The organism is Vibrio sp. SG41-7, from assembly GCF_014164465.1.
GTDB lineage: Bacteria > Pseudomonadota > Gammaproteobacteria > Enterobacterales > Vibrionaceae > Vibrio > Vibrio splendidus.
Genome location: NZ_JACJFF010000031.1, coordinates 14,096 through 37,593, shown reverse-complemented (window position 1 = coordinate 37,593; position 23,498 = coordinate 14,096). Strand labels below are relative to the sequence as shown.

General features: G+C 46.2%; 18 protein-coding genes. 15 read left to right on the top strand and 3 right to left on the bottom strand.

From position 1 onward, the window contains the following. The first annotated feature begins 391 nt into the window (after nucleotides 1–391). From H5300_RS10825 to H5300_RS10810, 4 genes are all read left to right on the top strand, one after another. Nucleotides 392–658, top strand: a complete 267-nt coding sequence (locus tag H5300_RS10825) for a DUF4212 domain-containing protein (protein ID WP_009844701.1) — start codon at nucleotides 392–394, stop codon at nucleotides 656–658. Between the two features lie 10 nt (nucleotides 659–668). Further along, on the top strand, nucleotides 669–2,372 hold the full coding sequence (locus H5300_RS10820) for a sodium:solute symporter family protein (RefSeq protein WP_004729727.1): 1,704 nt from the start codon (nucleotides 669–671) through the stop codon (nucleotides 2,370–2,372). 211 nt (nucleotides 2,373–2,583) lie between these two features. Then, the gene (locus H5300_RS10815; RefSeq protein ID WP_102445196.1) at nucleotides 2,584–2,970 is read left to right on the top strand and encodes a hypothetical protein; all 387 of its coding nucleotides are present in this window, start codon (nucleotides 2,584–2,586) and stop codon (nucleotides 2,968–2,970) included. 12 nt (nucleotides 2,971–2,982) lie between these two features. Further along, nucleotides 2,983–4,368: a lyase family protein gene (locus tag H5300_RS10810; protein WP_182795965.1), complete on the top strand. Its 1,386-nt coding sequence runs from the start codon at nucleotides 2,983–2,985 to the stop codon at nucleotides 4,366–4,368. A gap of 135 nt (nucleotides 4,369–4,503) precedes the next feature. Here the strand turns inward: H5300_RS10810 and H5300_RS10805 are convergent, their stop codons facing one another. Together H5300_RS10805 and H5300_RS10800 are read right to left on the bottom strand one after the other, a co-directional pair. Then, nucleotides 4,504–7,935 carry a PAS domain-containing hybrid sensor histidine kinase/response regulator gene (locus H5300_RS10805; protein ID WP_259397677.1) on the bottom strand — a complete coding sequence of 1,144 codons (3,432 nt, stop codon included), beginning with the start codon at nucleotides 7,933–7,935 and terminating at the stop codon, nucleotides 4,504–4,506. A 110-nt stretch (nucleotides 7,936–8,045) separates the two neighbouring features. Beyond that, entirely contained in the window at nucleotides 8,046–9,236 is a 1,191-nt protein-coding gene (locus H5300_RS10800; protein WP_182795963.1) for a 3-phenylpropionate MFS transporter, read from the bottom strand. A gap of 232 nt (nucleotides 9,237–9,468) precedes the next feature. Here H5300_RS10800 and H5300_RS10795 point away from each other — a divergent pair, with 232 nt between their 5' ends. The 9 genes from H5300_RS10795 to fis all read left to right on the top strand — a co-directional run bounded on the left by H5300_RS10795 (nucleotide 9,469) and on the right by fis (nucleotide 19,298). Beyond that, the gene (locus H5300_RS10795; RefSeq protein ID WP_182795969.1) at nucleotides 9,469–11,301 is read left to right on the top strand and encodes a DUF294 nucleotidyltransferase-like domain-containing protein; all 1,833 of its coding nucleotides are present in this window, start codon (nucleotides 9,469–9,471) and stop codon (nucleotides 11,299–11,301) included. Nucleotides 11,302–11,312: 11 nt separating this feature from the next. Continuing rightward, on the top strand, nucleotides 11,313–11,945 hold the full coding sequence (locus H5300_RS10790; protein WP_182795962.1) for a 3'-5' exonuclease: 633 nt from the start codon (nucleotides 11,313–11,315) through the stop codon (nucleotides 11,943–11,945). A 218-nt stretch (nucleotides 11,946–12,163) separates the two neighbouring features. Further along, nucleotides 12,164–14,113, top strand: a complete 1,950-nt coding sequence (gene acs, locus H5300_RS10785) for an acetate--CoA ligase (protein WP_004729734.1) — start codon at nucleotides 12,164–12,166, stop codon at nucleotides 14,111–14,113. A gap of 323 nt (nucleotides 14,114–14,436) precedes the next feature. Further along, nucleotides 14,437–14,886: a type II 3-dehydroquinate dehydratase gene (aroQ, locus tag H5300_RS10780; RefSeq protein ID WP_004729735.1), complete on the top strand. Its 450-nt coding sequence runs from the start codon at nucleotides 14,437–14,439 to the stop codon at nucleotides 14,884–14,886. 74 nt (nucleotides 14,887–14,960) lie between these two features. Next, entirely contained in the window at nucleotides 14,961–15,416 is a 456-nt protein-coding gene (gene accB, locus H5300_RS10775) for an acetyl-CoA carboxylase biotin carboxyl carrier protein (RefSeq protein WP_108152077.1), read from the top strand. Nucleotides 15,417–15,431: 15 nt separating this feature from the next. Further along, nucleotides 15,432–16,775, top strand: coding sequence for an acetyl-CoA carboxylase biotin carboxylase subunit (accC, locus tag H5300_RS10770; RefSeq protein WP_182795961.1), 1,344 nt, complete (start codon nucleotides 15,432–15,434; stop codon nucleotides 16,773–16,775). A gap of 206 nt (nucleotides 16,776–16,981) precedes the next feature. After that, nucleotides 16,982–17,869, top strand: a complete 888-nt coding sequence (gene prmA, locus H5300_RS10765; RefSeq protein ID WP_017083825.1) for a 50S ribosomal protein L11 methyltransferase — start codon at nucleotides 16,982–16,984, stop codon at nucleotides 17,867–17,869. Nucleotides 17,870–18,009: 140 nt separating this feature from the next. After that, nucleotides 18,010–18,978, top strand: coding sequence for a tRNA dihydrouridine synthase DusB (gene dusB / locus H5300_RS10760; RefSeq protein ID WP_004729742.1), 969 nt, complete (start codon nucleotides 18,010–18,012; stop codon nucleotides 18,976–18,978). Nucleotides 18,979–19,001: 23 nt separating this feature from the next. After that, nucleotides 19,002–19,298 (top strand): DNA-binding transcriptional regulator Fis, encoded by a 297-nt coding sequence (fis, locus tag H5300_RS10755; protein ID WP_004729744.1) that lies wholly within the window; start codon nucleotides 19,002–19,004, stop codon nucleotides 19,296–19,298. A gap of 90 nt (nucleotides 19,299–19,388) precedes the next feature. Here fis and zntR read toward each other — a convergent pair whose 3' ends face one another. After that, on the bottom strand, nucleotides 19,389–19,829 hold the full coding sequence (gene zntR, locus H5300_RS10750; RefSeq protein WP_171308893.1) for a Zn(2+)-responsive transcriptional regulator: 441 nt from the start codon (nucleotides 19,827–19,829) through the stop codon (nucleotides 19,389–19,391). A 325-nt stretch (nucleotides 19,830–20,154) separates the two neighbouring features. Between zntR and purH the strand changes: the two genes are divergently transcribed. Together purH and purD are read left to right on the top strand one after the other, a co-directional pair. After that, the gene (purH, locus tag H5300_RS10745; RefSeq protein ID WP_182795960.1) at nucleotides 20,155–21,747 is read left to right on the top strand and encodes a bifunctional phosphoribosylaminoimidazolecarboxamide formyltransferase/IMP cyclohydrolase; all 1,593 of its coding nucleotides are present in this window, start codon (nucleotides 20,155–20,157) and stop codon (nucleotides 21,745–21,747) included. Nucleotides 21,748–22,042: 295 nt separating this feature from the next. Beyond that, a complete protein-coding gene (gene purD, locus H5300_RS10740) occupies nucleotides 22,043–23,332 on the top strand; it encodes a phosphoribosylamine--glycine ligase (protein WP_182795959.1) in 1,290 nt (429 codons plus the stop codon). Nucleotides 23,333–23,498: the final 166 nt, after the last annotated feature.

Here is a 23,498-nt window from a genome sequence, read left to right as displayed (position 1 = left end):
TTGTTGATCTTCTGCCGTTTAGCAAGGCACGGTCGGTGAAAGTACCGTAGTGACTATAACAAACTTATGTTTCGCTTCGTGTCATAGGCAGGACTAAATACCGTTTCTCAGTCATTTAGTTGTTAAATTTTATGACTCGCACTCTAATTCATCCCTTTTTGTTAGACCTTTGGCTAATTTAACATCATTGTAACATCACGTTTTTCTATGATTATGCCTCCTAGCTCCCATATTTCAGTACATTAGCGCTAATAGCGTCCCGACTAAAGTTGCACAGATCCCTTGACTTATCCTTGCTACATTCTAAATCGTAACATTACGTTAACACGCTATTTTACAAAAACGGTTTCACAAAACGGTTTCTACGAAAACGGAATTAAAGGAGAAGGCAATGGCGTTCGAATCTACGGAACATGCTCAAGCCTACTGGAAGGAAAACTTGGGAATAATGGGAACACTACTCGCAGTCTGGTTTGTGGTGTCTTATGGCGCTGGCATCTTATTTGTGGATGTCCTAAATACCATTCAATTTGGCGGATTTAAGCTAGGTTTTTGGTTCGCTCAACAAGGTTCAATTTATACCTTCGTGGCGTTGATATTTATTTACGTTGTTCGCATGAATAAGCTGGACAAAAAATACAACGTACAGGAAGACTAGAGGCTAGAACATGGATATTCAAACTTGGACGTTTATTCTCGTCGGTATTACTTTCGCAGTCTATATCGGCATCGCAATCTGGGCTCGCGCTGGAACAACTAGTGAATTCTACGTTGCTGGCGGCGGTGTACACCCAGTAGCAAACGGCATGGCAACAGCCGCTGACTGGATGTCGGCAGCATCATTCATCTCAATGGCAGGTATCATCTCATTCGTTGGCTACGACGGTGCGGTTTACCTAATGGGTTGGACAGGTGGTTACGTACTACTTGCGCTATGTTTAGCACCTTACCTACGTAAGTTCGGTCAGTTTACGGTTCCTGATTTCATCGGTGAACGTTACTACTCGAAAACAGCACGTATGGTAGCGGTATTCTGTGCAATCTTCGTATCATTTACGTACGTTGCAGGCCAGATGCGTGGTGTTGGCGTTGTATTCTCTCGTTTCCTAGAAGTTGATATTAACCTAGGCATCATCATTGGTATGGGTATTGTGTTCTTCTACGCAGTGCTTGGTGGCATGAAAGGCATCACTTATACACAGGTAGCTCAATTCTGTGTCCTCATTTTCGCCTTCCTTGTTCCAGCAATCTTTACCTCAATCATGATGACGGGTAACCCACTTCCACAAGTTGGTATGGGTTCAACGCTATCAGGCACGGATGTTTACCTTCTTGATAAACTGGATGGCCTAACCGAAGAGCTCGGATTTACCGCCTATACCGAAGGTAACAAGAGCATGGTGGATGTATTCTTTATCTGTGCAGCTCTAATGGTCGGTACTGCGGGTCTTCCACACGTAATCATTCGCTTCTTCACAGTACCAAAAGTACGTGATGCTCGTATCTCAGCGGGTTGGGCACTACTGTTCATCTCATTGCTATACACAACAGCACCCGGCGTTGCAGCGTTCGCTCGTGTGAACATGATTGAAACGATTAACGGTCCTGACATGCAAGGTGTCGCAGCAGTAGACGCACCAAGCTGGTATAAAAACTGGGAAAGCACTGGCCTAGTAGGTTGGGAAGATAAGAACGGCGATGGCAAAATGTTCTACTCGGGCGATGAACGCAACGAGATGAAGATTAACCGTGACATCATCGTACTGGCTTCTCCTGAGCTAGCAAAACTACCTAACTGGGTTGTAGCACTACTTGCAGCCGGTGGCCTAGCAGCCGCACTATCAACAGCCGCAGGTCTACTATTGGTCATCTCAACGTCGATTTCACATGACTTGTTGAAGAAAGGCTTCAGACCAAACATGACCGACAAGCAGGAGCTATTAGCCGCTCGTTTGGCAGCCATGGTCGCGATTGTCGGTGCTGGTTACTTAGGTATTAATCCACCAGGTTTCGTAGCTCAGGTAGTAGCGTTTGCCTTCGGCTTAGCCGCAGCATCCTTCTTCCCTGCCATCATCCTAGGTATCTTCTACAAGAAGATGAACAAGGAAGGCGCTATTGCAGGTATGTTGTCAGGTATTGCCTTCACAGCAAGCTACATCATCTACTTCAAGTTCATTAACCCAGCAGCAAGCACACCGGAAAATTGGTGGTTTGGTATCAGCCCAGAAGGCATCGGTACGCTAGGTATGTGTCTAAACTTTGTAGTATCAATTGCAGTAAACAAAGTGACCGCTGAAGTTCCTGAAGATGTACAAGAGATGGTTGAATCTATCCGTTATCCTAAAGGTGCTGGTGAAGCTCACGACCACTAAGAAGCTCGCGACTTAGTGACTAGGATAATAAGCACTTAGAAAATGAATCAGTACTTACATTGTAGGGATTAGGTACTGACTCAAGAAAGCCGATACTTTATGTATCGGCTTTTTCTTTTTCCCTGCCATTTTATAAAAAGACTAAAGAAAGGGTTGTTTTTAAACCCTCATTTGATAATAATTATCATTAACATCCATTAAAGAGATGCAAATGATGATGAAAGAGCAGCAGGTTCTCTATTCAAGATTTTACAAAGCGCAGGATCGCTTTGCTTCATTAGAGCAAGTTCAAGGTAACGAACCGTTTGTGATTCGAGACTATATCGAATGCGCACTCACGCTGTCGGCTTACTATGAAAAGCATGCCGCTCAAGAAAATATCTTGTTGTGTGAACTGTACCTGCGCCAAGTTTTCTTTCACTTAATTGAAGCGATTGAGTCTCCGGACCACAGTTTCGCCTTTCGTCATATCTGCCTAGACTCTATTCACTCGCCACTATTTTATTTAAAACGCCACTACCGCCAGCAACCGCACGGCCAAGCGCGTTTTTTGAATATCAGCCAGATACTACAACAAGTCCAAGCCCCACTTGGCTAACAAGGATAGAACATGACCCTACAATTTCGGATAGAAAAAGACAGCATGGGCGAAGTGAAAGTTCCTGCCGATGCGCTATACCAAGCACAAACTCAACGTGCCGCGGATAACTTCGCGTTTAGCTCGCACAAGATGCCAACCAGCTTTATTCAAGCACTGGCGTTAATTAAGCAAGCCGCCGCCGATACCAACGCTCAATTAGGCTTATTAGAAGGTGATATTGCGAACGCAATTGCCGAAGCCAGCCAAGAGATCATTGAGGGTAAACACCTCGAGCAATTCCCTATTGATGTCTATCAGACGGGCTCTGGCACCAGCTCTAACATGAATGCTAACGAAGTGATTGCGACACTCGCTTCAAGAAGCCTGCAAGGCGACGTGAACCCCAATGATCACGTCAACATGGGTCAAAGCAGTAACGATGTCGTGCCAACGGCGATCCAAGTAAGCGTTGCTTTGATGACAGAAAACAAATTGTTGCCTGCATTAACTCACCTTTCCGCAGCACTTACCGTTAAACAGCAAGAGCTTGCTGAGGTAGTAAAAACAGGTCGTACTCACCTAATGGATGCGATGCCGATTACCTTTGCTCAAGAGCTTGGTGGTTGGAAGTTCCAGATTGAACACGCTAAGCAAGCCATTGAAAGCAGCTTGCCAGCAATCAAGGCGCTTGCTCAAGGTGGCACAGCGGTAGGTACGGGGATCAATGCCGACCCACGCTTTGCCGATAAATTTGCAAGTAACCTGTCTCAATCAACAAAGATCAGTTTTACCTCGAGTGAAAACTTCTTTTTTAACCTCAGCAGCCAAGACGCGATCGTTGCGTTTTCTGGTCAGCTTAAAACTGCAGCAGTTGCGATCCTCAAGATCTCAAACGATCTTCGCTGGATGAACTCAGGCCCGCTGGCTGGCTTAGGGGAAATTGAGTTACAAGCGCTGCAACCGGGCTCGTCTATCATGCCAGGAAAGGTCAACCCTGTGATTCCAGAGGCTGCAGCCATGGCAGCTGCGCAAGTGATTGGTAATGACACCACGATCACGATTGCTGGCCAATCGGGTAACTTCCAATTGAATGTGATGCTGCCGGTTATTGCTCATAACGTTCTAGAAAGCATAGAGTTGTTGGCAAACAGCTCAGTCGCACTGGCTGATAAAGCGATAGCTACCTTCACCGTGCGCCAAGACAATCTCGATTTGGCACTGTCAAAGAACCCAATTCTGGTGACAGCGCTCAACCCTGTGATTGGCTACCTAAAAGCAGCAGATATTGCCAAGAAGGCCTACAAAGAAGGCTTACCGATTCTTGATGTGGCAGAAAGAGAAACCGATCTTAGCCGAGCAGAACTCAGCAAACTGCTCAATCCAACCACACTGACACAGGGTGGTATTGCAGGTTAGCTAGCTAGTTATCTAGTTAGTTAAAAAGCGAACAAGAATTAACGCTCCTTACCGAAACAAAAAAGGCCTCATACGAGGCCTTTCCACTATCCGCTCACAAGTCCGAACGTGCTAATCCGAACCTGTTAATTCAAGTTAACTCACTCGATTCAATACCGCTCTCAGTTTTAGCGGTTTCACTGGCTTGGCTATAAAACTAAAACTATTGGCCTTTATCGCTGCCAACATGTCATCGGTTCTATCAGCACTGATAATGACACCCTCAAAAGAGTCCCCAAGACGTAAACGACACAGCTGCAGGACTTCAAGTCCGGTTCGGCCATTATCCAAACGGTAATCAGAGAAAATCACATCCGGCTGCCAACCATCATCTAGGCACTTCAAGCTTTCAACTAGATCAACGGCTGTCTTAACCTCACAACCCCAACGACCAATCAAGTTCTCCATACCGACTAAAATCTCTCGTTCATTATCGACACACAATATTTTCAAGTGCTCGATATCACTGGTCGCCATTGGCGTCGAAGCTTGCACAACCGGAGCCACTTTTTCCGCCCGAGCCAAGGTGATAGAAAAGACGCTACCTTGCCCCGGCCATGAGCGCATCGATATTTGATGACCAAGCACATGGGCAATACCTTTGGAGATGGCTAATCCTAGCCCTAACCCCTGATCAGCACGCACTTGGCTACCACGAGTAAATTCTTCGAAGATCTCTTGTTGCTTGTCTTCATCGATACCGGTTCCGTTATCCCACACATCAATTCTAACCTGACCATTCACTCGTCTCGCACCCAGTACCACTTTCCCTTCCGGGTTGTAACGAAACGCATTGGTCAAAAAGTTCTGAATCACGCGTCTTAATAATTTAGGGTCAGAATGAATGAACAATGACGATGGGATCATTTGAAACTGGATTTTTTGTTGTATCGCTAAAGCGCTAAATTCCGCATTCAAATTGGTTAGTACATCATGCACGGCAATCGCATGAATGTTGGTTTCTAACTTGCCGGATTCCAAGCGCGAGATATCCAACAAATCACCAATCAGATCTTCAGCCGCACCAAGGGCACTCTCGATGTGGGATGAAAGCTGTTTGACCTCTTGTTCTTTTGCCACCTCAGATAGCGAAGAAGCAAACAAGCGAGCAGCATTTAATGGCTGCATCAAATCGTGACTCACAGCCGCAAGAAAACGACTCTTGGATTGTGATTCTTGATCAGAGATTTGCGTCGCCTTTACCAAGCGATGGTTAAGCTTCTCGAGTTCTTGAGTTCGCTCATGCACTCTCGATTCCAAGCTTTCGTTAGCATCTTTTAGCGCTTGCTCTGCTTGTCTGAATACCGTGATGTCGGTAAAGCTCATTACGAATCCACCGCTTGGCATCGGGTTACCTTGCACTTCAATGACTCGACCATCAGGACGAATACGAGAAGAAGTATGTCGGGTGCCTTGTTCAAGGTGATAAACACGGCGGCGAACGTGATCTTCCGGGTCGCCAGGACCACACAAACCTTGCTCAGCATTATGGCGAATAACATCTGAGATGGGTCGACCAACCTGAATCAAGCCAGCAGGGAACTCAAACAGTTCTAAGTAACGTTGATTCCACGCCACCAGCCTCATTTGTTTGTCGATTACTGCAATACCTTGGCCAATATGTTCAATCGCACCTTGCAGTAAACCACGGCTGAAGTCGTACAATTCCGAGGCTTCATCAACGATCGTTGCAACCTCTTCAAGCTGCATGTTTCTGCCTTGTAAAGCAGAAGTGAGTACTAACTTAGCAGACGAAGCACCGAACACCCCAGCAAGCACGCGCTCTGCATGTCTAATCAGGCTTGCGGGCGCTTGTTGATTAGGAAGTAACGGCTGACCGTGCTGCTGCCAATAGCTATGTAAGGCGCTTTTCGCTCGCTTGCGACCCACAAAACGCGATGCCAACATCTCTAATTCAGCGACTGTCACACGGTTTTGATAGAGGCTGATATTCTCATTTTCAGGCAGTGGTGTACCAACAAATGCTGCCGATTGTAAGCGCTCACTTAGGCTTGGTCTGGTCGTCATTGAGACCACTGCATAGCACAAGGTATTGAGTAAAATACTCAGCACTATGCCCCAGTTTGAGCTGCTAACATCCCAACTTCTCAGCAGTTCTGGCGGCGTGATAATCCACAGCAGTAAGTTACTTTCGCTATCGCCCGCTAGCATGCTGGTTTGACTCATCAGGGTAATCAGCCAGATCACCGAACCGACAAGCAAACCGACATAGACACCCTTTCGGTTTCCGGGACGCCAGTACAATCCACCAATTAATGCAGGAGCGAACTGAGCAATCGCAGCAAAAGAAAGAAAGCCAATCGCCGACAATGAATGGATAGTATCGAGGGCCTGGTAAAACAACCAAGCACCAAGTAACAGCAGCAAAATTAACCCGCGTCGAATCACCAGTAACAGGCCAGAAAAATGTCGATGTGTTCTTTGGGTTAGACGCATACGGCGCAGCAGCAATGGCATCACTAAATCATTCGATACCATGATCGCTAATGCGATGGTCGATACAATCACCATGCCACTCGCTGCCGAAGTACCTCCGAGGAAAGCTAACAAAGCAATGTGATTCGCACCTTCTGCCATTGGCACACTGATAACGTAAGTATCAGCTGGCATGTCGGTGAGCAACCCTTGTCCTGCCCAAGCAATTGGCAGCACGAACAGTCCCATCAAAATCAGATAAAGCGGAAAAAGCCAGCGAGCCGTATGCAAATCTTGAGGACGTTCGTTCTCAACCACCATGGTGTGGAATTGGCGCGGCAGACAGACAATCGCCAACATGGTAAGAACGGTATGAATAATTAAGGTCGGAATATTCGGCGATTCATAGGTGGAAGCCGCTACATCAAGTAAGTCGATTTTGTCACTGCTCACCGCCAGGTACATGATGAACAAGCCAACAATCAAAAATGCCGCAAGCTTAACGATGGATTCAAACGCTACAGCCATCATCATGCCGCGGTGATGTTCCGTGTTATCGATGTGTCGCGTGCCAAACAACATCGTAAAAATGGCCAATGCACCGACCACAAACCAAGAGACGTGATAGTCCTGATAACCAAAATCAGTGGCTAAGTTTGGCGCAACAATATCTAAGCCCATGGTAATACCGCGCAATTGCAGCGCGATATAGGGAAGAATACCAACCACAGCGATAATGGTCACCGCCACCGCTAAGCCTTGAGATTTTCCATAACGAGCCGCGATAAAGTCAGCAATAGAGGTGATGTGTTCACGCTTCGCGATGAGGATCAGCCGAGCTAAGATCCGCCATCCCAACGTGAAAACTAAAATAGGGGCGAGGTAGATGGGCAAGAAGGACCATGGGTTATTGCTCGCCTGCCCGACCGTTCCATAAAAGGTCCAAGAGGTACAATACACCGCAATAGAAAGGCTATAGATCCATGGACGCCAGCGTGATAGCCAACGAACTTGCCTGTCTCCATACCAAGCGATCAAAAACAACACGCCCAAATAGGCTAAAGAGACTGGAATTACTATCCATCCTTGCATTAAAAACCCTTTTTCATCCATAAAAAAACCTCTCCATAAGGGAGAGGTTTCATTTAACTAGGGAAGTGCGTTTAACTCAATCGCATCGCTTAAATTCTGTGCTTTAGGCTTTAATTCTGAGCATCAGATTGAGCTGAGGCTGTTTGATTAACCTCAACCACTGAGCTTCTTTCATCGACCTTAATAAACAAGGCAAGTGCTCCCATTGCGGCCATACCCCAGAAGATATTGGCACCCCAAAGCTCATATCCCCAACCACTTAAGGTGGTCATCAGTGCAATAAATGCACCCAATGGAATCGCATTATAGAGAGCTTGTAGCGCAACCATCTTGTTCTGTTCTTCAGATTGGATGTATTGAATCGCTGCGATGTGTGCCATAGCAAACGTCACACCATGCAGCAGTTGCACCATAACCAGTGCGAAAATCGCTGTGGTAGAAGCGGTAATACCCCAACGAGCCATCACCCCAATTGCCGCTACCACGAACAGCGTGCGCAGTGACCAACCAGAGAACAAGCGTTTACTTAAAGCAAACACGGCCACCTCAGCGAGAACACCTAAACTCCACAAGTAACCGATGATCGCTTCAGAATGACCCGCCTCTTTCCAATAAATCGCACTAAAGCTGTAATACGCGGCGTGGCTTCCTTGAAGCAGTGCCATCAATGCAAGAAACTTCACTACCGACGATTCACGTAATAGTTGACCAAGTTTAGGTCTTTCAGTGACTTGCTCTGATTCTGTCACCGGCATTACGTTCGGGTTTCTCATCGCGAACAACAGAGAAACCAAAACTCCTGCCAGCGCAGTATACAAAATCATATCCGTGCCAAATTCAGCCACCAGATAACCAACCACGGTTGAACCAGCAATAAATGCCACTGAACCCCACAAACGTGTACGTCCGTAATCGAGCATCTTGAGACGGCTGTAATGGTTCGCCATTGCATCAGAAAGCGGAATAATCGGTCCATAGCAGAGGTTGAACATTACCGTTGCTAGCAACATCAATAAAAAGCTACCACCAGTAAAGAAATGGAAACCAACAAATAATAGCGCGACAAAACTGAGGCAACGCAATGCTGGTATTAAATGCTCAACTTTATGGATACGCGGTGTTATCACAAAGTTGGCAACACAACGCGTAGCCAAACCCACACCAATCAATACGCCAATGTCCCCTGCAGAAACGCCTTGGTCTTCAAACCACAACGCCCAAAATGGCAAGTACACGCCATACGCAAAAAAGAAACCAAGAAAATACTGAGAGATCCAGCCATAGGGTGAAGGGCTAAACATAAATAACCTATAAAGTGTGCGGAAAAAGGCAGCACCAATTATGCCTATCTCGCATACGATGAAAAAGGGAATTATTACTGGGATGGTATTCCTATATTCAATTTACTTGGATATCGCATTTCAACGAGATATCTCAGGCTCATCGATACCCATACTCTCATTTAGACTAAAGTCGTCTGGAGCTTCGCTGGTATTTTGTCAGACTGATTAAAGACTCCCATTTCTTCTTGTGATGCTTATGCCTGACAAATTTAATATGCAGCACCCACCCTTCGATAGCCTGTCCGACACCGAACAGTTGAAGCTGCGCTCTTCATTAGACGTGGTGTATTACCGCTCTCAAGAAGTAATACTGGAAGCCGATAGGCCGAGCCGACACCTGCACATTTTGATCAAAGGGGCTGTTGAAGAGCGCGCGAGCAGTGATGGCGAGATTTACGCACACTATGCCAATGACGATATTTTTGATGTCCGAAGCCAGTTTGAACCTCACACCAAACACCAATACATCGCACTCGAAGATACATTAAGTTATCTGCTGCCCACCGATATTTTTCTCGAGCTTTACCACGCTAATGGCCAATTCGCCGCCTACTTTGATAGCAACCTATCAACACGTAAAGCACTGATCGAAGCCGCCCAACAGCAGCAGAATCTAGCCGAGTTCATATTGACCAAAGTGGATGACTCTATCTACCACCCACCACTGATACTTGAACCGAACCAACCTATCAACCAAGTCACTCAAACCCTTAAAGAACGAGGGTTGGACTCAGCGCTCGTTCATTTGGAACATGATGATCCAAAAGCTTTTGGATCATCATGTTCCTTACCGTATGGAATCGTCACTCGAACCAATTTATTGCATGCTGTGATGCTCGATAATTTCCCACTGGATGCGCCCGTCGGCAAGATCGCAACGTTCCCGGTACTGCACGTTAATCAAGGGGACTTCTTGTTTAACGCCATGATCACCATGACCAGAAATCGAGTAAAAAGGTTGATGGTTTGTGATGGTCCAAATGCGGTTGGTATGGTGGATATGACACAGATCCTCAGTGCATTCTCTACTCATTCTCACGTTCTTACTTTGCGTATTGCTCGCGCCACCAGCGTTGAAGAATTGGCAATGGCTTCTAACAAACAGCGTCAGCTGGTCGAGAGCTTGCTCAGTAACGGGATTCGCACACGCTTTATCATGGAGCTGATTTCTGCGGTTAATGAACAGATCATAGAGAAAGCTTTTGAGTTGGTGATCCCACCTGCACTGCATAATCATTGCTGCCTAATCGTGTTGGGTTCCGAAGGCCGTGGAGAACAAATTCTCAAAACCGATCAAGACAACGCGCTAATAATTCAAGATGGCTTGGAGTGGCATCAATGCCAAAGTGCCATGAACGATCTCACCCACACACTGCAGCAATTGGGCTATCCACTGTGCCCGGGCAATGTGATGGTCAACAACCCGAAATGGGTACATTCAGAAAAAGAGTGGAAACAAACGCTCACCCGTTGGGTAAAAAAAGCCACGCCAGACACTGTAATGGATATTGCTATCATGGCGGATGCACACGCCGTTGCGGGTAACAGAGAGTTATTAAAACCAGTAAAACAACACCTCAGTGATTTGATGCTCGGACAGGAATTGATTCTGACTGAATTCTGCCGCCCTGCTCTGAACTTCTCGGTTCCTCTCACCCTGTTTGGCAATGTAAAAAAATCCAAATCAGGGCTCGATATCAAACAAGGCGGTATTTTCCCTATCGTGCATGGTGTGAGAGCGCTTTGTCTTGAGCATGGTGTCACGGTCAACAACACCTTCGAACGCATTGAGCAGTTGGTCAGCAAGAAGGTATTAGAGCAAAGCACCGCAGACAATCTCAGTGAAGCACTCAAGCAATTCTTTAAGTGGCGCTTAGCCCAAAGGCTTTCTCAGCAGCACAGCAGCAACAAGATCAACGTCAAACTGATGGAGCGAGCAGACAGAGATCTGCTTCGTCATAGCCTACATGTGGTGAAGAAATTCAAGCAATGGCTAGGTTACCACTATCAGATAAGAGATTAGGCGGCTGAACGATGAATAGATTGGTTCGTTATTACTGGCGTCACAAGCTCAAAGGCTCTGCTTATCAGCCTCTGTTTGCTACGCCTACACATAATGAATATGTATCGCTCGATTGTGAAACCACCAGCCTCGACCCTAATCAGGCGGAATTAGTCACTATTGCCGCGACAAAGATCATCGGTAACCGAATCATTACCAGCCAACCTTTTGAAGTTCGACTCAGAGCACCTCAGTCGCTCGATTGCAATTCCATCAAAATCCACCGCATTCGCCATCAAGATCTAAAGCACGGTATAGAAGAGAAACAAGCCCTAATTGAGCTACTGAACTTCATCGGAAATCGCCCTTTAGTTGGCTATCACATCCGCTATGACAAGAAAATTCTCGACCGCGCCTGTTTAAAACAACTCGGATTTCCACTGCCTAACCGGTTAGTCGAAGTGAGCCAGCTCTATCAAGAAAAACTCGAAAGACAGCTACCCAATGCCTATTTCGATCTCAGTATGGACGCCATCTGTCGCCAGCTGGATCTACCTATCCCGGTCAATAAACATGATGCATTACAAGATGCTATCTCCGCCGCCCTGATCTTTGTTCGCCTTAAACACGGTGATTTACCTCGTTTCAACTCTTCTTATTCTTAATTCAACCATTGCCTCTCTACATAGAGAGCAATATCGCAAAAATGAACTTAACTCGCTATTCTGTAAGTGAAAAGCGGCGTCTCATCCTAAAGTCTAATTGTGGAAATCGCCGTCCTAGCCGAGAGTGATAGCACAACGACGGTCCTGTAATAGACTTAGAAACTGAACACAAAGGAAGTTGCCAGTTCATTAAGAATGTAGGCACAAGGAGAGATGCAATGAGTGAAGCCCACGTTTATCCGGTAAAAGAAAATATTAAATCAACCACACACGCGGATAATGACACTTACCTAGCCATGTACCAGCAATCTGTTTCTGACCCTGAAGGCTTTTGGGGTGAACACGGAAAAATCGTTGATTGGATTAAACCTTTCACACAGGTAAAAAATACTTCTTTCGACCCAGGCCACATTGATATTCGCTGGTTTGAAGATGGCACGCTTAACGTTTCGGCTAACTGTATCGACCGCCACCTTGCTGAGCGTGGTGATGAAGTCGCTATCATCTGGGAAGGCGATGACCCTGCTGATGATAAAACCCTAACCTTTAACGAACTACACAAAGAAGTGTGCCTGTTTTCTAATGCTCTGAAAGAGCAAGGCGTACGTAAAGGCGATGTGGTTTGTTTATACATGCCAATGGTTCCAGAAGCTGCTGTTGCCATGCTGGCATGTACCCGTATCGGTGCAGTCCACACAGTCGTATTTGGTGGTTTCTCACCAGAAGCTCTGTCTGGTCGTATTATCGATTCAAATTCTAAAGTCGTTATCACTGCCGATGAAGGCGTGCGTGGCGGCCGTGCTGTTCCACTGAAGAAAAACGTCGATGAAGCACTGACTAACCCTGAAGTGAAGAACATCGAGAAGGTTGTCGTATTCAAACGCACTGGCGGCGATGTTGCTTGGCACGAACACCGTGATGTTTGGTGGCATGATGCTATTGCTAATGTATCGGCAGATTGCCCACCAGAAGAGATGAATGCGGAAGATCCACTATTCATTCTTTATACATCAGGCTCAACGGGCAAACCTAAAGGTGTTATGCACACCACAGGTGGTTACCTTGTTTATGCAGCCATGACCTTCAAATACGTATTCGATTACCAAGAAGGCGAAACCTTCTGGTGTACAGCGGATGTAGGCTGGATTACCGGTCACACTTACCTTGTTTACGGGCCGCTTGCCAATGGCGCAAAAACAATCCTATTCGAAGGCGTGCCTAATTACCCGAACACCAGCCGCATGAGTGAAGTGGTCGATAAGCATCAAGTTAATATTCTTTATACTGCACCAACAGCGATTCGCGCTTTGATGGCGAAAGGCAATGAAGCGGTTGAAGGTACTTCTCGTGACAGCCTAAGAGTCATGGGCTCGGTAGGTGAACCTATCAACCCAGAAGCGTGGGAGTGGTACTACAAAACAATTGGTAATGAGCAGTCTCCGATTGTCGATACATGGTGGCAAACAGAAACGGGCGGTATCTTAATCTCACCACTGCCGGGCGCAACAGACCTAAAACCGGGGTCAGCGACTCGCCCATTCTTCGGTGTACAGCCCGCGCTGGTTGATAACATGGGTAACATCATTGAGGGTGCAACAGACGGCAACCTTGTGATTCTTGACTCTTGGCCGGGACAAATGCGTACCGTACATGGCGATCATGACCGCTTCGAACAAACTTACTTCTCGACCTTTAAAGGCATGTACTTCACTAGTGATGGTGCTCGCCGTGATGAAGACGGTTACTACTGGATTACTGGCCGTGTTGATGACGTGCTTAACGTATCTGGTCACCGTATGGGTACCGCTGAGATTGAATCCGCTCTAGTGGCGTTTGATAAAATTGCTGAGGCCGCGATTGTCGGTATTCCTCATGATATTAAAGGCCAAGCCATTTACGCTTACATCACGTTGAATGATGGTGAGTTCCCAACCGCAGAGCTTCATAAAGAAGTCAAAGACTGGGTACGTAAAGAGATTGGTCCTATTGCAACGCCAGATGTCCTGCATTGGACAGACTCTCTGCCAAAAACTCGTTCGGGTAAGATCATGCGTCGTATCCTGCGTAAAATTGCCACCGGCGATACTGGAAATCTAGGTGATACCTCGACACTGGCCGACCCAAGCGTGGTTGATAAACTGATTGCAGAGAAAGCAGAACTGGCATAAGCAACCCGTCACATTAGCTAGTCACTGTTTGAAACAGGCCATAACGAAACCGTCACCTATGTGGCGGTTTTTTTATGGCCGATCTTGATCTCAAATATCTTCGATAAAATTAAAGCAATCGTGGTTTTTTGTTAAGTTGATAACAATTCCATGCTGTACTTATAGGAGATTAGACCAGTAAATTGCTGCGATTTGCGCTGAATTAGCTATAATCTGGTTCTAATTTTTAAATTTGGGTTTTTCTTACTGGAAATTAACCCCAAATTTTCAATAAAATGGCAACATTCACATTCGTAAACACGATAAAGGAAGATAGCCCCACAATGTCTACAAAGTTTCGCATTCTAGTTTTAAATGGCCCAAACCTTAACCTGTTAGGCCTTAGAGAGCCTGCACACTACGGTTCTCAAACACTTGACCAGATTATTAGCTCATTGACCGAGCAAGCGAAAACACAAGATGTTGAGCTGTCTCACTTACAGTCAAATCGTGAGTATGAACTGATTGAAGCTATCCATAGTGCTTATCAAAATGTTGATTTCATTATTATCAACCCAGCGGCCTTTACACATACCAGTGTGGCGTTGCGTGATGCACTACTTGGTGTTGCTATCCCATTTATTGAGGTTCACCTATCGAATGTTCACGCACGTGAACCATTCCGTCACCACTCTTACCTATCTGATAAAGCAGAAGGTGTGATTTGTGGCTTAGGTGCCCAAGGTTATCAATTTGCTTTGACGGCTGCGCTCAACAAGCTCAACGCAAAGTAAATAAAAACAACGAACTATTACTAACCTACTCAGTCAAAGAGTAAGTTCAATCAACAGATAAAGAGAAAGAAACAATGGATATTCGCAAAATCAAAAAGCTAATCGAATTGGTTGAAGAGTCTGGTATTTCTGAGCTAGAAATCTCTGAAGGTGAAGAGTCAGTACGAATCAGTCGTAACAGCCCTGTATCTGCAGCGCCTATTCAATATGCAGCGGCTCCAGCTCCTGTAGCGGCAGCAGCACCTGCGGCGGCACCTGTAGCAGCAGAAGCAGCAGCAGCTCCTGCAGTTCCAGCTGGTCACCAAGTTCTTTCTCCAATGGTTGGTACTTTCTACGGCGCTCCAAGCCCAGATGCAAAACCATTCGTTAAGGTTGGTCAATCTGTAACTGCTGGCGAAACTCTATGTATCGTTGAAGCAATGAAAATGATGAACCAAATCGAAGCTGATAAGTCTGGTGTTGTAACAGCAATCCTAGTTGAAGACGGTCAACCAGTAGAATTCGACCAAGCTCTAGTAATTATCGAATAATAGAGAGCACTTATTATGTTAGATAAATTAGTAATCGCGAACCGTGGTGAAATTGCACTGCGTATTCTGCGAGCATGTAAAGAGCTTGGCATCAAAACGGTAGCGGTTCACTCAACCGCTGACCGTGATCTTAAGCACGTACTTCTTGCTGACGAAACCATTTGTATTGGTCCAGCTCGCGGTATCGATAGCTACCTGAACATCCCTCGTATCATCAGCGCAGCTGAAGTTACCGGTGCAGTAGCTGTTCACCCTGGCTACGGCTTCCTATCTGAAAATGCAGACTTTGCAGAACAGGTAGAGCGCAGTGGCTTTATCTTTGTTGGCCCTAAAGCTGAAACCATTCGCATGATGGGTGACAAAGTGTCAGCTATCACGTCAATGAAGAAAGCTGGCGTACCTTGTGTACCAGGTTCTGACGGCCCTCTTGACGACGACGAAGCGAAAAACAAAGCGCACGCTAAGCGCATTGGCTTCCCAGTTATCATCAAGGCATCTGGCGGCGGCGGCGGTCGTGGTATGCGTGTTGTTCGTTCTGAAGCAGAACTAACAGAAGCTATCGCGATGACGCGTGCTGAAGCAAAAGCATGTTTCAATAACGACATGGTTTACATGGAAAAATTCCTAGAAAACCCACGTCACATTGAAGTACAAGTGCTTGCAGATGGCCAAGGTAATGCTATCCACCTAGGTGAGCGTGACTGTTCAATGCAGCGTCGTCACCAGAAAGTTGTGGAAGAAGCGCCAGCACCTGGTATCACTGAAGAAATGCGTAAATACATCGGCGACCGTTGTACTCGTGCATGTCTTGAGATTGGTTACCGCGGCGCAGGTACATTTGAATTCCTATACGAGAACGGTGAGTTCTACTTCATCGAAATGAACACTCGTATTCAGGTTGAGCACACGATTACTGAAATGGTAACGGGTATCGATCTAGTGAAAGAGCAACTTCGCATTGCTGCTGGTCAGCCTCTATCATTCACACAGGATGATATTAAGCTGCGCGGCCACTCAATCGAATGTCGTATCAATGCTGAAGATCCAGTTCGTTTCCTACCATCTCCAGGTAAGATCACGCGCTTCCATGCTCCAGGTGGTATGGGTGTTCGTTGGGAATCTCACATCTATACTGGCTACACAGTACCACCGCATTACGATTCAATGATCGGCAAGCTGATCACTTACGGTGAGAACCGTGACGTAGCGATTGCACGTATGAAGAACGCACTAGCAGAAATGATTGTTGAAGGTATCAACGTCAATACTGAGCTGCAATTAGCGATTATGAACGACGAAAACTTCCAACACGGTGGTGCAAACATCCACTACCTTGAGAAGAAGCTTGGTCTGCAATAGAAGCTTGGTCTGCAACAGAAGCAGGTCTTCCATAATACGTTCTCTGTAGAACAGTAATAAATGCTCACTTCGGTGGGCATTTTTGTTTTTAAACACTCGCAAAAATCAATCAATAATCCCTCTTATAATCCGCGGTGTTTTGATGAATTTGCTCATATTTTCTGCTAGACTCCCCATCCAATTTTTCTCATATAGAAGATGCAGCCATGCCTTGGATTCAAATCAAGCTTAATGCGACCAATGAAAATGCCGAACAAATCGGCGACATGTTAATGGAAGAGACTGGTGCTCTTTCCGTAACTTTCCTGGATGCACAAGATACTCCTGTATTTGAGCCTCTGCCGGGTGAAACTCGCCTTTGGGGTGATACTGACATTCTCGCGCTTTACGACGCTGAGACTGATACTGGTGTCGTTCTAGCGCAGATTAAAGCAAGCAACATGTTCCCTGCAGACTTTGCTCATAAAGTAGAGCAAATTGAAGACAAGGATTGGGAACGTGAATGGATGGACAACTTCCACCCAATGAAGTTTGGTGAGCGTTTATGGATCTGCCCGAGCTGGCGCGATATCCCTGAACCTGACGCTGTAAACGTAATGCTGGATCCCGGTCTTGCATTTGGTACTGGTACTCACCCGACAACGGCATTGTGTCTTGAGTGGCTTGAAGGCTTAGACCTTACAGGCAAAACCGTGATCGATTTCGGTTGTGGTTCAGGCATCCTAGCGATCGCTGCGATCAAACTTGGCGCGGCAAAAGTTATCGGGATCGACATTGATCCTCAAGCCCTGCTTGCATCAAAAGACAACGCACAACGCAATGGCGTGGCAGAGCAACTAGAAGTGTTCTTACCACAAGATCAACCGGAAGGTTTGCTTGCCGACGTTGTTGTTGCCAACATCCTTGCAGGTCCATTACGCGACCTTTCTGGCATCATTAAAGGCCTAGTTAAGCCAAATGGTGTACTTGCGATGTCGGGTGTTTTAGATACACAAGCGGAAGATGTTGCGACTTATTATCGTGATGAGCTTCACATTGATCCGATCATTGAACAACAAGAATGGTGTCGAATCTCAGGTCAGAAGCAAGGCTAGGTAAGACTTTGAGCGCTAATTGACTGAAATTTAAACAAATTACAAAAACAAATTGTAAATGCTCAAATATTAGTCTTTTCACGCAGCGAAAAAATGCGTAAAATGCGCGCCCTTGCTGGTACAGAACTGTGATGACATTTTTGAAAATCGGAAATTATCAACTTAAGAACAATCTAATCGTCGCTCCTATGGCTGGCGTAACGGATAGACCATTCCGTGAGTTGTGTCTTCGTTACGGTGCGGGGATGGCAGTCAGTGAAATGATGTCCTCCAATCCTAAAGTTTGGAAAACGTCAAAGTCTCAGCAGCGTATGGTACATGAAGGCGAATCGGGCATTCGTTCAGTACAAATCGCTGGTGCAGATCCACAGCTTATGGCCGAGGCTGCTCAATTTAATGTCGATAACGGTGCGCAAATCATCGATATCAACATGGGGTGTCCAGCCAAAAAAGTAAATAAGAAGCTTGCGGGCTCAGCCCTACTGCAGCATCCAGAACTCATTGAAGATATTCTGAAAGCGGTGGTAAATGCTGTCGACGTTCCAGTAACGTTGAAAACGCGCACAGGCTGGGACACAGACAACAGAAACTGTGTTCAAATCGCGAAAATAGCCGAAGACTGCGGCATACAAGCTCTTGCCCTTCATGGGAGAACTCGCGCTTGTATGTACAAAGGTGAGGCAGAATACAAACACATTAAAGCAGCGAAACAAGCAGTATCTATTCCGGTTATCGCTAACGGTGATATCGATAGCCCGGAAAAAGCGAAGTTTGTGCTGGAGTACACCGGTGCTGATGCTTTAATGATAGGTCGACCTGCCCAAGGACGTCCTTGGATTTTTAACGAAATCCTACACTATTTGGAAAACGGCACCACGATGGACCCGCTCCCGATTTCGGAAGTGAAAGACATCATGCTTGGTCATGTGAACGCTCTACATGAGTTTTATGGCGAGTTTTTAGGCCCCCGAATTGCTCGTAAGCATGTGGGTTGGTACCTAAAAGAACATGAACAAGCGAGTGAGTTTCGCCGTACCTTCAACGCATTCGAAGCAGGTGATCTGCAGCTTGAAGCGCTAGAAGGTTTTTTTGATAACGTTGCACCATAATTACGAGAAGAGCTAGACCGAATATGTTCGAACAAAATCTGACTTCAGAAGCATTGACAGTAACTACAGTTACATCACAAGACCAAATCACGCAGAAACCACTACGTGACTCAGTTAAAGCATCATTGAAAAATTACCTTGCTCAATTAAACGGTCAAGAAGTCAGCGAGTTATACGAATTAGTATTAGCTGAAGTTGAACAGCCACTACTAGACACTATCATGCAGTACACTCGCGGTAACCAAACTCGCGCAGCAACCATGATGGGTATTAACCGCGGTACTCTTCGCAAGAAACTTAAAAAATACGGCATGAACTAATCGTTCTTTCGTAATTTATTGAATGGAAAGCCAAGCTCATTTTTTGAGTTTGGCTTTTTTTTGGCTTGTCGATCCGTGACAGGTGGCTAATTACTCTCCAGTGCGACAGCAGCGCTCTTTATCAACGTTTGCTGAATCCAAGGCTGCCAGAATAGAACAATGGCTTGCATCGTCGTCTACGTGGCCACAACACGCATCATTGATCTTTTTAAGTGCAGTGCGAATCTTGGTTAACTCGGAAATCTTCTCATCGATCATCTCTAGTTTTGCTGAGGTAATTGATTTCACTTCAGCGCAACTGTGCTGTGTGGCTTCGAGACGAATCTCAAGCAATTCTTTAATCTCGTCCAGACTCAGTCCCAACGCTTTAGATTTGAGAATAAACGTCACCTGTTTCTGGTTATTTTCATCATATAGGCGATAACCCGACTCACTGCGACTGGCTGGCGCGATCAGGTTATTCTTCTCATAAAATCGTAAGGTATCGGCTGTCACACCGCATCGTTTCGCTAATTCACCGATCTGAAACATGTTTTTTCCTACTGTTCCGTCCATTCCACAATTAACCTTATCGTTACTTTTCAGGCTGAAATGGCACTTTTCATAATTAATTTTGAGATGCCAAACGATTGCGCGAGCTTTTTTGTAATAAATTAGTTAGAATCTGCGCCATCAAATTTGGAGTTGGTTATCTTATAGCTTAATCATAAGACTAACCCAAAAGGTCTTTACCAAAACTGGCCAATATTTTATCTCTTACTGGTATCTAAGATAATCCACGCTAAGAAGATAGAAACAAGTTCTTTTTTGGCAAATATCTTTATTTTAACCCCATGAATTTGAGGAAGATGGAAGCATGAATAACGCTCGTCCAATTCGCCGCGCTCTCATCAGCGTATCAGACAAAACTGGTATCGTTGAATTTGCACAAGCTCTTGCTAACCGTGGTGTAGATATCCTATCTACCGGTGGCACTGCTCGCCTGCTTGCTGAAAAAGGCATCTCTGTTACAGAAGTATCTGACTACACTGGTTTCCCAGAAATGATGGATGGCCGTGTTAAGACTCTGCACCCAAAAGTTCATGGTGGTGTTCTAGGCCGTCGTGGCCAAGATGATGACGTGATGGAAACTCACTGTATCAACCCTATCGATATGGTTGTTGTAAACCTATACCCATTCGCAGAAACCGTTGCTAAAGAAGGTTGTACCCTTGCTGACGCTGTTGAGAATATCGACATCGGTGGCCCTACAATGGTTCGCTCTGCCGCTAAAAACCACAAAGACGTAACGATCGTTGTAAACGCACACGACTACGAGCGTGTTGTGGCTGAAATGGACGCGAACGAGAAATCTCTAACTCTAGAGACTCGCTTCGACCTCGCTATAGCAGCATTCGAACACACGGCTTCTTACGACGGCATGATCGCAAACTACTTCGGTACTATGGTTCCTAGCTACGGTGAGAACAAGGAAGGCGACGAAGAGTCTAAATTCCCTCGCACATTCAACCAACAGTTCGAGAAGAAGCAAGACATGCGCTACGGTGAAAACAGCCACCAAGCAGCAGCATTCTACGTTGAAGCAAACCCTGAAGAAGCGTCAGTTTCAACGGCTCGCCAAATCCAAGGCAAAGCACTTTCTTACAACAACATCGCTGACACTGACGCAGCTCTTGAATGTGTGAAAGAGTTCGACCAGCCAGCATGTGTGATTGTTAAGCACGCTAACCCATGTGGTGTTGCACTAGGTGAAGACATCCTAGAAGCTTACGACCGCGCATTCAAAACAGACCCAACATCTGCATTTGGCGGCATCATCGCATTCAACCGTGAACTAGACGCGGCAACAGCAACGGCTATCACTGAGCGTCAATTCGTTGAAGTTATCATTGCACCATCTGTTTCTGCTGAAGCAGTAGCAATCGTAGCGGCTAAGAAAAACCTTCGCCTGCTTGAGTGTGGTGAGTGGACAACGAAGACAACTGGTTTTGACGTGAAACGCGTTAACGGCGGTTTACTAGTGCAAGACCGCGACCAAGGCATGGTTTCTGAAGACGACCTAAAAGTAGTTTCTAAGCGTCAACCAACGGCTGAAGAGCTAAAAGATGCTCTATTCTGCTGGAAAGTAGCGAAGTACGTTAAATCTAACGCGATCGTTTACTCTAAGGGTGACATGACGGTTGGTGTTGGCGCTGGCCAAATGAGCCGCGTTTACTCAGCGAAGATCGCAGGCATTAAAGCGGCAGACGAAGGTCTACAGGTTGAAGGTTGTGTGATGGCATCAGATGCATTCTTCCCATTCCGTGACGGTATCGACGCGGCAGCAGAAGCTGGTATCAAGTGTGTTATCCAACCGGGCGGCTCTATGCGTGATGACGAAGTTATCGCTGCAGCAGACGAACACGGCATGGCGATGATCTTTACGGGCATGCGTCACTTCCGCCACTAATTTCCTCTTCGTATTTGGCACTGTGGCGTCGTTAGCTGCTTTCGCCCACCCCGGTCACATAGCGAGTTATGCTCCCGGGGATGGGCTCAATTGCTGCCTAGCCACATCACCAACTACTTTGAGCAAAACTTATTTAATTTAGCTAATTTGAAATACTCTTAGTTTTAGAAATTTTTCATTTTAGAGCAAAGCCATATTGATAAGGTCAAGGAGAGCTCGCGGAGTTTATAACTATAAATGAGCAAGCTCGACGCAGAGATTAACAATATGGCGCAGCTATCAAAGGATAAATAAAATGAATGTACTTATTATTGGTGCCGGCGGTCGTGAGCATGCACTTGGTTGGAAAGCGGCACAAAACCCAAACGTTGAAACAGTATTCATTGCTCCAGGTAACGCAGGTACTGCACTTGAGCCGAAACTAGAGAACGTAAACATCGGCGTTGAAGACATCGCTGGTTTAGTCGCGTTTGCTCAAGATAAAAAAATCGAACTGACTATCGTGGGCCCTGAAGCACCATTGGTTATCGGTGTGGTTGATGTATTCCGTGAAGTTGGCCTACCAATCTTTGGCCCAACTCAAGCGGCAGCACAGCTTGAAGGCTCTAAAGCATTCACCAAAGACTTCCTAGCTCGTCATGATATCCCAACGGGTTACTACTCAAACTTCACTGAGATTGAGCCCGCTATCGCTTATGTTCGCGAGCAAGGTGCTCCAATCGTAGTGAAAGCTGACGGTCTTGCCGCGGGTAAAGGCGTTATCGTTGCGATGACCCTTGAAGAAGCAGAAGACGCAATCAAAGATATGCTAGCGGGCAACGCCTTTGGCGAAGCAGGCAGCCGCGTGGTTATCGAAGAGTTCCTTGAAGGCGAAGAAGCAAGCTTCATCGTAATGGTTGACGGTTCTAGCGTACTTCCTATGGCCACCAGCCAAGATCACAAACGTGTTGGCGACAAAGACACAGGGCCTAACACGGGCGGCATGGGTGCTTACTCTCCTGCGCCGGTTGTAACTCCAGAAATCCACAACCGTATCCTTGAAGAAGTTATCTACCCAACGGTACGTGGCATGGACGCGGAAGGTGCACCTTACACAGGTTTCCTTTACGCTGGCCTAATGATCGATGCTGACGGCACACCTAAAGTTATCGAATACAACTGCCGCTTCGGCGACCCTGAAACGCAACCTATCATGATGCGTATGGAGTCAGACCTTGTTGAACTTTGCCTAATGGCTATCGACGAGAAGCTCGACGAAGCAGAATCGAAGTGGGATCCACGCGCTTCTATCGGCGTTGTTCTTGCAGCTGGCGGTTACCCTGCTGACTACGCAAAAGGTGACGTTATTTCACTACCAACCAGCGAAGTTGAAGGCCAAAAGGTTTTCCACGCGGGTACGACAAATAACGAAACTGGTGATGTTGTGACAAACGGCGGTCGTGTACTTTGTGCAACAGCACTGGGCAATACGGTTTCTGAGGCTCAAGAGCGCGCTTACGCGTTGACGAAGCAAGTTAGCTGGAATGGTATGCTCCACCGCAATGACATTGGTTACCGTGCGATTGCGCGCGAACAAGAGCAGTAAACAATCTTGTTGCTCGCTTACTTTCCAATAACAGTAAGCAAATGACAGCAAGTGAATAACAGAAAAAGGCGCCTCAATAGGCGCCTTTTTATTATCTCATCTATACAAGAAACTGTATTTGTACAGGCAAATAAGCACTTAGCCTACAGTAGGCCAAATACTCTTG

Excerpts from the sequence above, each read along its gene's own strand:
- H5300_RS10825 (WP_009844701.1), top strand. The coding sequence starts at position 392 with ATGGCGTTCGAATCTACGGAACATGCTCAAGCCTACTGGAAGGAAAAC.
- H5300_RS10820 (WP_004729727.1), top strand. The coding sequence starts at position 669 with ATGGATATTCAAACTTGGACGTTTATTCTCGTCGGTATTACTTTCGCA.
- H5300_RS10815 (WP_102445196.1), top strand. The coding sequence starts at position 2,584 with ATGATGATGAAAGAGCAGCAGGTTCTCTATTCAAGATTTTACAAAGCG.
- H5300_RS10810 (WP_182795965.1), top strand. The coding sequence starts at position 2,983 with ATGACCCTACAATTTCGGATAGAAAAAGACAGCATGGGCGAAGTGAAA.
- H5300_RS10805 (WP_259397677.1), bottom strand. The coding sequence starts at position 7,935 with ATGCAAGGATGGATAGTAATTCCAGTCTCTTTAGCCTATTTGGGCGTG.
- H5300_RS10800 (WP_182795963.1), bottom strand. The coding sequence starts at position 9,236 with ATGTTTAGCCCTTCACCCTATGGCTGGATCTCTCAGTATTTTCTTGGT.
- H5300_RS10795 (WP_182795969.1), top strand. The coding sequence starts at position 9,469 with ATGCTTATGCCTGACAAATTTAATATGCAGCACCCACCCTTCGATAGC.
- H5300_RS10790 (WP_182795962.1), top strand. The coding sequence starts at position 11,313 with ATGAATAGATTGGTTCGTTATTACTGGCGTCACAAGCTCAAAGGCTCT.
- acs (WP_004729734.1), top strand. The coding sequence starts at position 12,164 with ATGAGTGAAGCCCACGTTTATCCGGTAAAAGAAAATATTAAATCAACC.
- aroQ (WP_004729735.1), top strand. The coding sequence starts at position 14,437 with ATGTCTACAAAGTTTCGCATTCTAGTTTTAAATGGCCCAAACCTTAAC.
- accB (WP_108152077.1), top strand. The coding sequence starts at position 14,961 with ATGGATATTCGCAAAATCAAAAAGCTAATCGAATTGGTTGAAGAGTCT.
- accC (WP_182795961.1), top strand. The coding sequence starts at position 15,432 with ATGTTAGATAAATTAGTAATCGCGAACCGTGGTGAAATTGCACTGCGT.
- prmA (WP_017083825.1), top strand. The coding sequence starts at position 16,982 with ATGCCTTGGATTCAAATCAAGCTTAATGCGACCAATGAAAATGCCGAA.
- fis (WP_004729744.1), top strand. The coding sequence starts at position 19,002 with ATGTTCGAACAAAATCTGACTTCAGAAGCATTGACAGTAACTACAGTT.
- zntR (WP_171308893.1), bottom strand. The coding sequence starts at position 19,829 with ATGTTTCAGATCGGTGAATTAGCGAAACGATGCGGTGTGACAGCCGAT.
- purH (WP_182795960.1), top strand. The coding sequence starts at position 20,155 with ATGAATAACGCTCGTCCAATTCGCCGCGCTCTCATCAGCGTATCAGAC.
- purD (WP_182795959.1), top strand. The coding sequence starts at position 22,043 with ATGAATGTACTTATTATTGGTGCCGGCGGTCGTGAGCATGCACTTGGT.